Source organism: Mesorhizobium sp. M0898 (genome assembly GCF_040319695.1).
GTDB lineage: Bacteria > Pseudomonadota > Alphaproteobacteria > Rhizobiales > Rhizobiaceae > Mesorhizobium.
In genome coordinates, this window is sequence record NZ_JAMYOE010000055.1 from 13,391 (window position 1) to 27,179 (window position 13,789).

General features: G+C 56.9%; 16 protein-coding genes. 7 read left to right on the top strand and 9 right to left on the bottom strand.

Annotation, left to right across the window (positions count from 1 at the left end; genetic code table 11):
* Nucleotides 1-240: 240 nt before the first annotated feature.
* Nucleotides 241-876, top strand: a complete 636-nt coding sequence (locus NKH90_RS30725) for an FxLYD domain-containing protein (protein WP_352700653.1) — start codon at nucleotides 241-243, stop codon at nucleotides 874-876.
* Nucleotides 877-1,013: 137 nt separating this feature from the next.
* Here NKH90_RS30725 and NKH90_RS30730 read toward each other — a convergent pair whose 3' ends face one another.
* From NKH90_RS30730 to NKH90_RS30750, 5 genes are all read right to left on the bottom strand, one after another.
* Nucleotides 1,014-1,193, bottom strand: a complete 180-nt coding sequence (locus tag NKH90_RS30730; RefSeq protein WP_352700652.1) for a hypothetical protein — start codon at nucleotides 1,191-1,193, stop codon at nucleotides 1,014-1,016.
* A 245-nt stretch (nucleotides 1,194-1,438) separates the two neighbouring features.
* Complete coding sequence (locus tag NKH90_RS30735) at nucleotides 1,439-1,615, bottom strand: hypothetical protein (protein ID WP_352700651.1); 177 nt, start codon at nucleotides 1,613-1,615, stop codon at nucleotides 1,439-1,441.
* 534 nt (nucleotides 1,616-2,149) lie between these two features.
* Complete coding sequence (locus tag NKH90_RS30740) at nucleotides 2,150-2,467, bottom strand: helix-turn-helix domain-containing protein (RefSeq protein WP_352700650.1); 318 nt, start codon at nucleotides 2,465-2,467, stop codon at nucleotides 2,150-2,152.
* 66 nt (nucleotides 2,468-2,533) lie between these two features.
* Nucleotides 2,534-2,884: a hypothetical protein gene (locus tag NKH90_RS30745; RefSeq protein ID WP_352700649.1), complete on the bottom strand. Its 351-nt coding sequence runs from the start codon at nucleotides 2,882-2,884 to the stop codon at nucleotides 2,534-2,536.
* 79 nt (nucleotides 2,885-2,963) lie between these two features.
* Nucleotides 2,964-3,539, bottom strand: a complete 576-nt coding sequence (locus NKH90_RS30750) for a recombinase family protein (protein ID WP_352700648.1) — start codon at nucleotides 3,537-3,539, stop codon at nucleotides 2,964-2,966.
* A gap of 339 nt (nucleotides 3,540-3,878) precedes the next feature.
* Between NKH90_RS30750 and NKH90_RS30755 the strand changes: the two genes are divergently transcribed.
* The 4 genes from NKH90_RS30755 to NKH90_RS30770 all read left to right on the top strand — a co-directional run bounded on the left by NKH90_RS30755 (nucleotide 3,879) and on the right by NKH90_RS30770 (nucleotide 5,870).
* Complete coding sequence (locus tag NKH90_RS30755; protein ID WP_352822914.1) at nucleotides 3,879-4,580, top strand: hypothetical protein; 702 nt, start codon at nucleotides 3,879-3,881, stop codon at nucleotides 4,578-4,580.
* 27 nt (nucleotides 4,581-4,607) lie between these two features.
* On the top strand, nucleotides 4,608-5,012 hold the full coding sequence (locus NKH90_RS30760) for a hypothetical protein (RefSeq protein WP_352700646.1): 405 nt from the start codon (nucleotides 4,608-4,610) through the stop codon (nucleotides 5,010-5,012).
* Nucleotides 5,013-5,129: 117 nt separating this feature from the next.
* A complete protein-coding gene (locus tag NKH90_RS30765; protein WP_352822917.1) occupies nucleotides 5,130-5,528 on the top strand; it encodes a hypothetical protein in 399 nt (132 codons plus the stop codon).
* Nucleotides 5,529-5,579: 51 nt separating this feature from the next.
* Nucleotides 5,580-5,870, top strand: coding sequence for a hypothetical protein (locus NKH90_RS30770; protein ID WP_352822920.1), 291 nt, complete (start codon nucleotides 5,580-5,582; stop codon nucleotides 5,868-5,870).
* A 452-nt stretch (nucleotides 5,871-6,322) separates the two neighbouring features.
* Here the strand turns inward: NKH90_RS30770 and NKH90_RS30775 are convergent, their stop codons facing one another.
* From NKH90_RS30775 to NKH90_RS30790, 4 genes are all read right to left on the bottom strand, one after another.
* On the bottom strand, nucleotides 6,323-6,667 hold the full coding sequence (locus tag NKH90_RS30775; RefSeq protein WP_352578750.1) for a hypothetical protein: 345 nt from the start codon (nucleotides 6,665-6,667) through the stop codon (nucleotides 6,323-6,325).
* A gap of 416 nt (nucleotides 6,668-7,083) precedes the next feature.
* Nucleotides 7,084-9,021, bottom strand: a complete 1,938-nt coding sequence (locus NKH90_RS30780) for a ParB/RepB/Spo0J family partition protein (RefSeq protein WP_352700643.1) — start codon at nucleotides 9,019-9,021, stop codon at nucleotides 7,084-7,086.
* Nucleotides 9,022-9,737: 716 nt separating this feature from the next.
* Nucleotides 9,738-10,166, bottom strand: coding sequence for a hypothetical protein (locus tag NKH90_RS30785; RefSeq protein ID WP_352700642.1), 429 nt, complete (start codon nucleotides 10,164-10,166; stop codon nucleotides 9,738-9,740).
* An 80-nt stretch (nucleotides 10,167-10,246) separates the two neighbouring features.
* Nucleotides 10,247-11,311 carry a hypothetical protein gene (locus NKH90_RS30790; RefSeq protein ID WP_352700641.1) on the bottom strand — a complete coding sequence of 355 codons (1,065 nt, stop codon included), beginning with the start codon at nucleotides 11,309-11,311 and terminating at the stop codon, nucleotides 10,247-10,249.
* A 639-nt stretch (nucleotides 11,312-11,950) separates the two neighbouring features.
* Here NKH90_RS30790 and NKH90_RS30795 point away from each other — a divergent pair.
* Both NKH90_RS30795 and hemC read left to right on the top strand, forming a co-directional pair.
* Nucleotides 11,951-12,616, top strand: coding sequence for a methyltransferase (locus NKH90_RS30795; RefSeq protein ID WP_352700640.1), 666 nt, complete (start codon nucleotides 11,951-11,953; stop codon nucleotides 12,614-12,616).
* Between the two features lies 1 nt (nucleotide 12,617).
* Complete coding sequence (hemC, locus tag NKH90_RS30800; protein ID WP_352700639.1) at nucleotides 12,618-13,547, top strand: hydroxymethylbilane synthase; 930 nt, start codon at nucleotides 12,618-12,620, stop codon at nucleotides 13,545-13,547.
* Nucleotides 13,548-13,789 lie beyond the last annotated feature (242 nt).

Genomic DNA, 13,789 nt, shown 5'->3' on the forward strand with positions numbered 1-13,789 from the left:
GTCGGGCAGGGGTGCAGGGGCCCCCCTTTTCAACAAAGAGCAAGCCGGACAGAAGGCGCCCGTCAGCCGTCAATACCTGATTCTGGGGATGGAAATCTCTGACCGGATCAATGAGCTGCGTCAGCTTGGTCACCCCTCCACACCATACCTCCAGGAAAGTACATCTTTATCGTCGAGCTTAGGCTGCCATTTACGCGCTTGTGATAGTCCAGCCGAAATACTGAATCGGCGGACTTGGACATGGGCGAGACAAAGGGATCATTCGGAAGGCGCGGGGCCGTGGCAGCTCCGGTGTCGCCAATTCTGGTACAGATGCCGAATAATCCCCCCGCCAGGTCGGCAGTTGGCCAGATCTTCGCTTTCCTGACGGCGGATTGGACGCGCATTACCGCAATCATCGTTATTGCGATCATCGCGCTCCCGGTCATTACCTTCCGTATCTCCGAGAGCCTGAAATCGCCCGAACAAAAAGCTGCGGAGGCGGCTAAATTCCAGCAGATGCTAGCCGAGGTGAGAGCGAAAAGTGCCAAGGAGAATGAAGCTGAGGCAAAGGCCAAAAGTGAGGCCGAACGTATCGCGGCAAGGCCTGACCTCAAGATCGATGGCTCAAGATGCGGAACCGAATACGGTTTTATTAAAATCACCGGCAGGGTCACGAACAAAACGACCCGGCCAATCGAAAATCTGATGGCCGTCGGTATATTCTCCAGCAATGGCGATTACGTGAAGTCGGCAACGGCGATGGTCGAATACCAGCCCCTGCTTCCTGGGCAAACCAGTCCCTATACGGTGATGACCACCGCCAATCCCGCGATCACGAACTGTTTGACCACGTTTAAAACGATGTTCGGCGGCGAGGTCAGCTCCGACCACTAAGGCCGCTTGCTACGCCCTCCCATTTGTCTCCGCGTCGGTCGCTCGTACCGGGAGATAGGCGTTAGTTTCCAGCCACTCGCGAACACGATCCGGATGAGGGTCCGATCTGCCGATTTTCATTTCGGCAGCGTTGGAGTTCATGGCGATCCGCGTGAGCGGATCAGCACCCGGGCTTCCCGTATGAGCGACGCCCAATGGGCACTGCCCAAAAGGCTGACCAGCTCGCGAGCTTGTTCATGGGTGATGTCCGTTTCACTGACGAGCCGTAAAACAGCCGGGCCGTCCACCGATTGTGGTCTGTTGGGCTCGTCGGTCATCCCAGAGGGTCCTCTCCATGCCACAGGAAAGGATCGTGTAGTGCTGGGCAACTAGTGGACACGACGGAAACGACTAGCCCGCCGAGCGCGGGGCGCGGCGGGCGGTCACGCGTCGCACCAAGCTGGGTGGCGGGGCTCGGGGTACGCCTGGTGCGCGCAGACGACAGATTATTAGCAAGCTGACAGAGCCTAGTCTACCGCCGACGGAGAGGTCGCCCGCGTGGGCTGACCGCCTTTGCCGATTATCAACGACGCGGCTCATCCATCCGCTTTTTGGAGGGGTCTTGGTGATTTTTCCACCAGATGACGTACATTGATCCGATCTTGACCATCGGCACACGACGCTCACGTTCGCGGACGCGCAGCTCGCGATAAGTCTTCACCTTCAGCGTGCCCCCAGGCAGCCTGATGCGTAACGCCATGATCAATGTCCTCGATGGCGGAAACCTACGCGTCTTTTGTGACGGAAGAGCAACTCAAGTTTTGCTGAGCGAATAAAGTTCCGCCTTTGAGGCTACGGAGGCAGCCGCGAGATCGTGCTGTTGCTGACATTGTAGCGGTGGGCGACCTGTCCCTCGCCTCGCCGGCGGCAAGCCGTGCCAGCGCCTCACGTCGCTGCTGCTGCCATTTGGCAGCCCACTCGACAAGGAACAGTACCAGATCTGACATTTCCGACGTCGTGTCGATGGAGGGCCAGCAAGCGCAGCCCGGCGCCGGCCGCCGTCACCGTAACCACAGCATGGACGACGTCACCGCGCTTCAGGGCCCTTAGCAGCCGCTGGAGTTGACGGCGGTTGGCATCCTTGCCGCTGCGCTTCTCAGAGAAAATCTTACCGCAGTCTGCAGGCGCTCAATCTGGGCGGCGAAGTCCTGCGACTCGGTGACTTTGCCCGCCTACCAAAGTCTCAATGAAAAAAAGGCGGCCTCCTGGCCGCCTCCCTTCTCGATTGAACCGGCTATTCGGCAGGTTCGCTGTTTCGCCGTTTTACGCGTGCGACCAGATCGGAGACGACTTTAGGGTCTTCAACGATCATGTCGATCAGCAGGGCCGCGGCGCCCGTCGGTTCCTTTTCGGGCTGCTCCCAATTGCGGACAGACGCATAGGGAAGACCGAAAACGTCGGCAAACTCCTGCTGTGTCAGATTGAGGGCGCGACGGATCAGCTTGAGCTTTTCACGGCTGCCCCCCTTCCAATGCCGCCGCACGATATCGCGAGTGCTCTGTTCGAATGCGGCAACGATTTTGTCATGCACACCAGATGATACAACATTCACCGTGATGTCTCCTCTATGTCTGGGTTTCTGATTTTATTGCTCTTCATTGATCTAGAAGGTCGTTTCTCAGCTGTTGAGGAATCCATCGAACAGGTACCTGAGGAACATGCCGGCGAGCCGTGCGCCCAACATGAGCTTGTTGATCTCCGGCTTGGCCGGCGAGCTGTCGACGGTTGTCAACGAGCTGCAGTCCAAGTCTTCGACCCCTTCGATCCAGACGTAGTTCAGATCAAAGGTGCCATGACCGGTAAAAAAGACTCTCAACTGCCGAAACGCCGGTGTGGTAGCCGACGCGACATTACCCAAAGTAGGATTCAGGCGAAGCCGCCGTATGGTGGACAGCAGCTTCTTCCGCGAGATGCCGATTCTTGAAACATCCTCGCAGAAGCTGGCAGAGAAGTAGACCTTTGTACGCATGGCGACCTTCCAAAAAAGTGAAGAGTGCTACCTACGAAGCGCTATATCAGCATGCTTCATAACTTACCGTCAAGGGAAATTATGAAGCACTTTGGGTAGCAGCGCGTTTTTCACGACACAACCGAGAGATCGTGCTGCGGCTGACGTCGAATCGCCTTGCAACCTGCTGCGCAGGTTCCCCGGCAGCCAGCCTGACCAGCGCCTCAGTACATTGAGCGTGCGAAAGCTTTGGCTTCCGGCCAAACTTAACGCCTCTGGCTTTGGCACGGGCTCTGCCGTAGGCGGTGTTCTCGAGGATCCGGCGCCGTTGCCACTTGGCCGCCCATCCCACGATGAAAAGCAGGAGGTCCGACAATTCCGATGTGGTATCGATGAAAGGCTCATCGATCAGGCGCAAGCCACCGCCCGCTTGCGTCACCGATTTCAGGATGTTCAGCAAGTCAAGCGGATCCCTCGCGATACGGTCTGTGACCACCGCGAGTACCACGTCGCCCGGCCTTATGGATTTGAGCAATCGCTGAAGCTGCGGTCGGTCGACATCTTTTCCGCTTCGCTTTTCGAAGAAGATCCGCTCGCACCCGGCTGCTCTCAAGCGCTCTACCTGACCTGTCAGGTCCTGCGCCTCGGTAGATACACGCGCATACCCATATTTCATCCGCCTGGATTTTCGCTGTTGCTCCAAAAGTCACGATATTTGCAATACGATCTTCCCTTCATATTTGATCTTTTTTCAAGGAAATCCGCCGCTTCTTGCCTAAAACACGAGCATAAAAGCGAAGGTGTGCTTAACCTTGGCCGGTCCATAGTCAGACGCAAATATCGTGATTTCTGCGTAAACGTCTCGTCTCTCTCCAGCCTCCTTATAGGTGCACCTTTGAGACGTAGCCCAGCCTTGTCCTCCGTCGCGGCCGTCGAGGATTCCAGATATCACCGGCAGGATCGAAGCCCCGTAAACATCGTAGGACGAGCCCGCATTTGGACTTTGGTAGTCGCATTGGCGTTAGCCGCGACGCCCGTGAGTGCGCAGCAGAAGCTGTCCCTTGAAGTAACCGTACCCGCCGCTACCCTGCCTTCGAGCCTGTTCAGTCCCAATGGTGGCGCAGCCGATTTTCTTGGAGTCGGCCTGGGCCAGACCGTAGATGACATTCGAAAAATATTGACCGGCCAGAACTTCACCAACGAGGATTCGTCGGGCCGCTTCCTACTCGACGAGGAATATTTCACCGTCGAGATCATCGCCACGGGGCCCAACAGGTACTTTACCTACGTGATCTGGACTGGGCCGGAGGATGCTGAAGCCACCCAAAGCGTAAGGGTGGAGTTCTCATCTCCCCTGACCGGCCAGCGCTCCACCGACCTCAGGCGATTAGTCACCTACAACGACGGCAAAGGCCCGTTGCTCGCCACGCTCCGTGCGGCGATCGTCCAGAAATTTGGCCCGCCAAGCGTCGATGGCAACTCGTCAATGCGCTGGTTTTGGAGCAAGGGGCAGCAAGTCAAAAAGAGCGCCGCCCGTGACAAGCAAATGGCGATCGGCATGGACGTCAGAAGCGACTACGTGACGGCCATCACCTACGAGCTGGTCGACGACGCCGCAGCGGCCGCCGACCGGGATCAGGTTACCCAATTCCAGAAGTCGGTCGAAGGTGCCGCGAAGAAGATCCGCGACGGGAACGCCGCCGCGCCGAAGCTCTAGCTCACATCGCAACAAAGGAGGATGATTTTGAACATACGCTCGTGCGTCCAGATTCTTGGTGCCGTGGCTCTCGCCGGCAGCCTTTCCATGGTTACCCAACCGAGCGCCGCCAGGGACATCGTCGGGTTCGTCGATCAGGTGACGAAGCAGGCGAATCCAAGCCTGATTCTGATCCTTCACAACAAGGAGGCGTGGACCAGCAACATCATCGACACCATGACGGCGGTGCTGATAGCCAGGAATTTCAAGTATGACTTCCATGGCTACAACCAGGGGGACCGTCCGCGCGACATCGCCCGATCGTTCAACTGGCCGACTTACGGCGCGGTGTTCTGTATGGGTCAGCCCATGGACTGCGATCTGATCAAGGTCCAGGCCGAGGGGAAGGGCTTTGAAGGCGATTTTTACAACCACATGCTGGAAAAACGATAACGGTTCTTGTCCCTGTTGTAGCATCGCGGCCTAGTCGGTAGCGCATAAGACTGCTGGCGGGCCGCTTGCGCCTTCATCCAGGTTGCTGAGAAAGATATGACTTCCATTCGAGCGCTCGTGATTGCTGCCGGGGCTGCCGTTCTCGTGGCTGCTCCCGCGACGGCCCAGGAAGAACAGCCTCAACCAACTCCGACACAGAGATTCAAGCTCGGCCAAAGTGACGGGTGCTTCCGCTACATTGGCGACGCGGTCGAATTTGTCGGCCGCTTTAAGGCCGGGAGCTATATCGGCGTGTCCATGATCACCATCGGCCGTGACGGCCTGCCGACACCGGCCGCCGACGAGGACCGGTCACCGGCCATGGACCTGCCGGAAGCGAAAAGCGCCTCGCTGTATTTTTGGTTCGGACCCACGCCCAGGACACAGGACTATTCCATCATGTTCACACCCCGGGCGGCGTGGGGCAGTTCCGCCTTCGTCACGATCTGCGGCCGCCAGTCCCCGCCCGAAAACTGAGCCGTGCGGTACAGCGCTTGCTTGGCCGCGAACAGCCGCTAAACTTCAGACATGGTCAAGCCGGTTCTCGATCCGGATGTCGCCGACGAGGCGCCGACGTCTCCGGTCCTTACCGGATATGATGAAGAGCACATGGTGACCTATATGCGTCTGCTCGATGCCGCCGCCGAAAATGCCGACTGGCGGGAAGTCGCCAAGATCGTCCTGCATATCGATCCAGCCAAGGAGCCCGAACGCGCCACCGAGGCCCAGCCCGGCTTGGCCTTTTCAATCAGCACCACCACGAGATCGGTGATCAACGCAATTCGCATAAACACGGACATAACAGTCTCCCTGTCGTGACCGGCCGATCGTCTACTTTTTTTTGAACTCGCCTAGTTTGTGGCCAAGCAATGCCAGCCCGCTACGGTCTACGCCGGCATGCACCCTTTGCATTCTGTCGCCTTCGACCGTCTCCGTCACTTCAGCGGTTGGCGCTGTTTTACATCCCATCGGCGCTTAAACTGATGAGCGATAATGGTATTACCAAAAGCTCTCTAGCGACCTTCTCCATGAATATCAAAGGGAAGCCTTCCGCTGGCCGTCAGGCGATAGCGAAAGTGGCCGAATGCAAACCGGTGGTTTATGATTCCGCAGTTGGATTCGTAAGTGCTTTCAATATGTACTGTGAACGTGAAAGTAAAAGTGCCCAATTGGCAAATTTGGACATCGTAGCTTGCGTGCGCCTTCGGACGGCCATCCTTGGACAATAAAAGGGAAGCAACCCGAACGGGCCGCTTCCCTTAGAAAGGTTCCTAACTGAATATTGCCCCCTTTACCACCAGGTCTGGGGGTAGCGATCGCAATTGCCGGCAGACCTCGACATCGAGGTTTCCGCTTATGTAGACGTTTCTGCCTATCGTTTGCAGAGTGTCGCAGCCCTCCAGATCCACATTTCCAAATACCGTTAGATTACTGGGCAAGGCGCGAATGTTCGTCCCAATAAGATTAAGATTGCCGTAAATAGTCAATCCATCGGGAAGGTGATCCACTTCATCATACCCTTCTAAGTCCAAAGAGCAGTTCAGCGTAGCAGGTCCCGATATCGAGATAGAGCCGTCCACTATACCGATCTGACAGTAAATACCGTTGACAGTCATGAGAATACCTCCTGCCCCACACGCGGGGCGCTGTGGGATTGAGGATGAAGCTTTTCGATGTTTCGGCGTATTCCACATGCTGCCATTAACCTCGCCGAGCGTCAAACTATTCGTATGCGGCGCGATCTATCATTCCGACATGACGGCTTTTTAAAGCATAGCTTTGAAAGAAGCCGATCAAAAACTCCCGCGCTGGTTGATTCTCTTATCTAGCTTAGCTCTTTAGATAGTTAACAAAAAGCTGGCGAGGACCGGGTCCCGGATCTACGTTTGTTATTGTCTGAAGGGTGGGGGAGCGCGAGGGGCGGGTCCAGGGGGCCTCGCTCGGCCTCGGCCGGTTCGACACCGGCCAGGGGACGTTCGGCACGCAAGAAGGCCGGGATTTCTCTGTCCCGGCCCGCTTGTAGGGTAATCTGCTATTCGGCGGCGATCGACACCTTCTCAATGGCTGGTGCTGGCGCTTTCAGGGCTGTGGGCAGCCAGCCCTTGCCGTCCAGTTCCTTCTCGGCCTGCAAGACGCCTTCGGGTTTCGGGGCGCGTTCAACCGCTCTGGCAGCATCTTCCGCACACCCGGCCTCGCGCATCACGCCGGCGATGTCCGCTTTCGACAGCCGCGACAGGAATGCCGCCTCCGGCACCCACCACTGGCCCATGTCCAGACCCACCGCCATTGCCATCAGGTCGGCGTTGGCAATGCGTTCCTTGCCGGTTTCGTGGCGGGCGACCACGGCGTTGAGGTTGGCGGCAGTCACCACCGCCAACAGGTCAAGCAGCACGTCCTGCGGCTGCGTCACCAGCCATGGCCAAAGGTCGGCAGGGTCCCCGGGCAAGCGGTGGCGCCAGCCCTCCAAAACCTCGTTCCAGCCGGTCAACGCACGGCAGGCCTCCGGCTCCTTAATGGGCGGAACCAGATTGCGGCGCTGGCCGGTGACCTCCACCGCTGTCTCGATACGCCCATGGTGGTAATCGTAGAACAGGCGGCTGACCAGCGCATGGAGGATGGCGACCAGCGCCACATCGGGACGGTTCGACAGTTCCACGCGCAGCGCTGCCGTGCGGATGGCCGTCAACTCCTCGGTCAGGGCTGCCGATATGCCGGTGTCCTCCTCTTCCGGGCGTTCCGCCTGCCTCGCTTCGACGCCCTCATCTTGGTCCTTGGCTTCGTCGCCGCCCTGCAAGATGGCAAGGGCTTTGCGGTCCTCGGACCCGACCAAGCCGGGCGTGACTTGCAAGATCCCATCGTAGGATATCGACACGATACAGCCCGCCAGCGCCATTTCACTTGGGTTAAAGGCCTCCGCCGCGTTCCGGATGGCCTCGATGCCGCTATCCAGCGCGTGCAGCTTGGCCTCATCAGCCTCGATTTGTGGGTCGCCTTCGGCGTAGGCGTCAATGACCTCGGCCAACTCGTCGTACTGCATGCCCAGCGCTGACAGTTCCGCCTGCTCGGCCTCGGTGAGGTCGCGCCGCACCGCATGGATGCGCCCGAACCCGCCGCTGTGGATGAACGCGTTGTCGAGGCTGATTTCCACCCATTTCCAGCCCAGCGGGCGCAACTCATCGGCCACCGCCTCGAGCCGGTCACTGGCAAGCTTCACCAGCAAGGGCCGGTCGGTCAGGAACGTCAGCTCATCCTCGGCGAACAGGTCACGCAGCACCCCGCCTCCCGCAGCCTCATAGGCCTCAATCCCGACAAAACGGGCCAGCCGGTCGTTGCCGCGTACATGGGCGCTGGTCAGGAATGAGCGGATACTCCCCGGATTACGGCTCCAGCCATCCTGCTCGAACCATGCAGCCTCCTGCGCCGCATGGTCGTCGCTCAACGCCAGCGCCTTGGCCTGTTCAAGGGTCAATTCATCGGCGCGCATGGCATCGAGGATGCGCGGCGACAGATTGGCGAGTTTCAACCGCTGCCGAACCGTAACCACGGATTTACCGAAGCGCGCCGCGATGTCTTCGGCCGCCATGCCCTGTTCGACAAGGTCGCGGTAGGCAATGACCTCGTCCACCGGGTGCATCGGCTCCCGCTGGTCGTTCTCGGCCAGAGAAATCTCGGTGCCGCTGCCTTCCTCGCGCAGGATAGCCCTGACCGGGTAGTCCTTGGTCACTACCACGCCCTGCACGGCGCGACCTTCCTCCAGCAGCAAACGCAATGCTCCCAGACGCCGCCCTCCGGCGACGACCTCAAACTTGGCTCCCTTCGGGGCTTTGCGGGTGACGAGATTATGGATGAGGCCGTGGGCCTCGATGCTGGCGGCCAGTGCGGCCCTGCCTGCCTGCGTATTGACGCGGCGGACGTTGGATGCGCTCGGCACCAGCTTGCTAAGCGGGATAGTGATTTCAGCGGTATTCATGGACTTGCTCCTTTGATTGTCGTTCAGGATTTTCCCTTTCCCGTACGGGTTCAGGTCACCTGAACCCCTGCCTCGCGGCGAGTAGCGGGGAGCGAGGGGGGCAAGTCCCGGGGGCGGAGGGGTCTCCCCGGTCTGCACAAGGCGAAGCCGCGGAAGATGGGGGAAGCCGCCCGCGGCGGCTTGCTGGGGAGAGAGGGCCGCGCGCCTCTCTTCCCGTCACAGAGGAAACGTGCCGCCAGGCACATCCATGTCGGCGCAGCCGTGCCGCGAAGCGGCGTACAAGGCGGAAGCACCGAAATGCCCGCCAGCGGAATCAAGTCAGTTCGGTGCTGGAGAAAGTTCGCGACCCTGAGACCGGTTCATCAGGGGTGGCCTAAGGAGCGTCAGCATAGCGCCGCCGCGCAGGCGGGACGCGGGACTGACCGCCCCGGCGAAGGGTGCCCGCCTAGGTAATACCCACGAATGTTTCTTAGCCAAAACCACGTCCGGCTCGTTCATCACCAGTCGGTGACTTTGGAAAGTACTAGATCCATACAGTCCGCATGGAAGCTATAGGCTACGACATCATAATTAAAATAAGCCAGTAAGCCCTCTGGATTTCAACTCCCTGGCGAACGTCGGCGAAATTCGAGATTAGGGCTCCTGGCAGTCGAGCCGAGGTAAAGATTTCTCCGCTGGCCGCCAATATCGGCACGACAGAAGACGGGTTCGGAGCGTCAAAATTCCTTATCAATGATAGTAATCGGCGCGACACCTTCTGAGGTTATGCAAACCTTGAACTTGGTTGAGTCCTTCGATCTCGCGTAAAGGGCGCCGAAGCCAATCGCAGAAATTTTTGTGACGTCGTGGCCAGACTTGCGTTCGCCACGTGGACGCCCAAATAGGTATACGCCGGTGCTAAGCTCGTAGTCCTTTCCCCGCTGGCCGATGGCGACGTAGTCGATAGATCCCACGACGTGGAAGCTGAATTCCTGCCACTCGCTATTCACGATCTTGCAGATATACGACGCGGAGTAGGCTGCATCGGCCCAGAAGCAGGCTGAGACCGCGACGAGAAATCGGAAGCGAGGCGCGAGAGAATCTCTTTGCGATTTGGCCAGCCGCATCATCGTCTCTGCCAGTGACCGAACCTCGAACATCGCCATATTGCGCGTAGAACTGCCCACAACGCCGGAGAAAACGTGCCGTCAGGCGCGCCGCCGCACGGATCGACATTACTTCAGTTTTATGCGGAGGTAACCAATCCTATTTGAGTCACCTCAGAAAATGTCTTAGGAGCTCGGTCGAGTGCCAACTGGAGAACTTCGACATGGTTCTGAAGTTCTTGCTGAATCGAATGATTTGCCACGTATCGCGTACGTCTGGGTTCCAAAAAGGGCTTAATCTTGTAATCCAACACCAGATCGCCTGTAGGGATGCCTGAATAACCATCAATGACGATTGCCCCGCCGGAAGCATAAGGTACACCCGGAAGTACCTTTCGAATTTCGTTATCAAAGGATCCAAATAGCGGAATGTCTTCCAGCTCTGATCTCCGCGCAACCGTTTCGGCGCTATCATCATCTATAGCAAACGAATACACCTGCTTGCTGTATAAGATGCCTTGCTCCGTGTCAGCAGTGATGGACAATATTGCAATTTCCCGACGCGGCACGGGAAACGCTTTATTGATCGTAAAATCCATCGGCTGTTCCAGCGACGCAATCTTAAAACGACCGATAAACTGGCTCAAGAAGCCACGATCATCAGCAACTGCGCTGGAAATCGATGCATATGCGTGGCCAATGGATCTCGCCTCAGATCGGTCTAAGGCCTTTGCAAGATAGCCGGTATATTGATTCAATTTCTCTTGCGTATAGAGAGGACCACCCTTTGTAACTGATAGGTAGTAAAAGTACGTCAGGAAACCGCCTATGGTTGCGGGATAGTACGTAAAGCCATAATTCTGCCAGTTATACATAACGTCAAGCGAGATTGCTAACCCACTTCCATGCTCAGTCATCTGCCGAAAATCTTCCCGAGTTGCGGTACCTGCACGGATATCTTTTGCGTGCTTCTCAATTTCTCCACGTTGACCAGATAGAACATCTACGACCAGAGCAACGATAGTTGCCTTTGTGTCGGCAGCAATCCACACCCTGAGATTGTATAGAATGTCAATTATTTCATTCAGCTGTTCCGATATTTCGTCAAGCTTATCAGATACATCAGATTTCCACAGATCGTCACTTTGCTTAGCGAAATAGGCTTGCGCTGCTTCTACCAACGCTGCTATCGTAGCGGGGTCCATTACACTCTCCGTCTTGATTAAAATTGTACAAGATTAAACTTTATTTTCACGTTACTGCAGAAACCAGAAGCTGTATCCTTGAGCCCACAATTAACAGATCGACAAGAATGAATGGAAGACGGATACCTGTTTCGAACCAAAGAAGTCAGTGCGAGCGCCCTGAAGCCCTGTACAAAGACACTTGAGCGACCATTGCCGGATGATCAAGTGGTAATCGTCCCGGTCGCCCGACGCAAGCGCGATCTAGCCATGAAACCCGGCCAGATCGCTAGGTTGCAGGGCAACGGCGTCGGTGCGGCGGCTGGCGCGGCTCCCGAGCCGCGCCCTATGTCCTGGGCGGAGCAAAGCCCCTAGATCCGCAACATGGAACCGGCGACCCGTCGACCCATTCTCACTCGTGCCGATTACGCGTTTCTGCGTGGTGGGATCGCGGTCACGGACGACAAGATGGCAGTGGGGGTTCGACGCATCGGCGACGTTTTCATGGAAGGCTGCCAGCCAAGACGCCCTGCCCTTGGTAACCTCTTCCGCGAAGTCCTGGACCAAGGCGATCCGCTGCTCGAAATCGATAGCGGGCATATGTGCATGTGTTGTAGTAGGGTCGCCGTCCTGACCACATAACTCAGAAAGCGCTACGAAATGCCTTTGGATCCCCGGATTGAAGAACTGCTTACTCGCATTGACGCAGTCGCTCCCGACACCACGGCATCGGACATAATTCTGAACGGCATTTCGCTTCATATTGACGCCGGCGTTTTCAACCCCAACAAGGGGAAGTCAGGCCGTAAAATGTTGCGAGCTATCGACATGATACCTCCCTCCCCTGATGCGCGTATCGTTGAGATAGGTACCGGAAGCGGGCTCTTGTCCTCGGCCATGTGGCTTAGAGGGTGCCGTCAGATCACTGCAACGGACATCATGGATGAGGCATGCGAGAATGGTCGCCGAAACTTTGACCGTTTGGGCTTCGATATCCCAGTGGTGCAATCGGACCTTTTCGCCGAGGTCCACAGCGACTTTGACTATGTGGTTTTCAACGCTCCTGCTGCGCACCCGGCCCGGTTCTCGCCTATTCTGGGAGCAACAACCTTGTGGGACGTAACAGGCACGACCAAGCGGCGTTTCGTCGAGGAATTATTGCAAAGGAAGCCACGTGGCCGCCTTAGAGCAATGTTTATGTACAGCAAATACATTGACTACGACCCTTTCGATACGATTTCGTTTGCTGATCTTGAGGTCAGCTTTCTTTTAGTGAATAAGGGCGACGTATCCGAAACTGGCGTAGTATTACTGGCACGTGATTAACATGAAGCACCCGAAACTCCGCCTTGGAACGCGACGCAGTCCGATGGCAATTGCGGTCGCAGAGAGTGCCGAACGGCTAATCAAAGCAGTGGCTCCGAGTATCGACGTTGAAATATGTCCCCACGTGTCAGAGGGCGATCGAATCAAAGGGGATCTGAAGCTTTTCGGTGGAAAAGGGACGTTCATCAAAGATCTGGAGAGACGCCTGCTTAACGGCGAAATCGACTGCGCCATCCATGCGCTAAAGGACATTCCAGGCGATGTCGCAATGCATGAAGATCTTATGCTGGTGGCGTTTTTACCCAGAGAGGATCCCCGTGATGCGCTCGTGCTCAGAAGCAGCCTCACAGAGAATGAATTGTATGCTCAGGATCGGATCAAGATAGGTACTTCCGCCCCACGCCGCCAGGCTGCAGCAAAACGGTTGTTTCCAAACTGCACGGTGAATTTGAGTCGAGGTAATGTGAATACGCGGCTCAATCTATTAGATGCCGGTGACCACGACGCCTTGATCCTGTCTGGCTCTGGCCTGAGACGAGTGGGATTTCAGCATCGTGTCACGCGTCTGTTTACGCAGTCAGAAATCCTCCCTGCTGTTGGCCAAGGTATCTTGGTGATCCAGATCAGACGTGAGGATTTTAACCGCTGTTCTTATCTAAGGGCGATAAACGACCAAGACTCTGAGAATGCTGCCGTGGCGGAACGCGAGGTCCTGGCTCAGCTAAAGGGTAACTGCCATAGTGCGATAGCTGCACATTGTTCGACGCTTGACGGCGGCAGCCATCAACTAATCGCTTCAGTCTTCGACAGCGCGAGCGATGATTTGTTGACCGCAACGATGGAACTTCCGCCAGGGTCACATGACTTCGCGCTTCTCGGTGCTCAGGTTGCCAAAAAACTCATCGAGGCTGGGTGCGAGAAATACCTTTAAATAGCAGCCAGCATGTCGTTAGATTCTCTAGTTATCAGGGACTGACAGTCTATTTTGACGGCCGGGTATGACCTTGGTTGGCTGTTTTCTCGAAATTGTCGGCAGGAAATGTCTACCGTACGCATCCGGTGAAGACCGCAGACGTGCGCATCCGGCAGCCAGGAGAACCTGAGCACCGGAGTGCTGGGGTCAAGCTTTCTTTGGGGAGACGCGATGATATTCTTCGAGGAGGAGTTTGACCT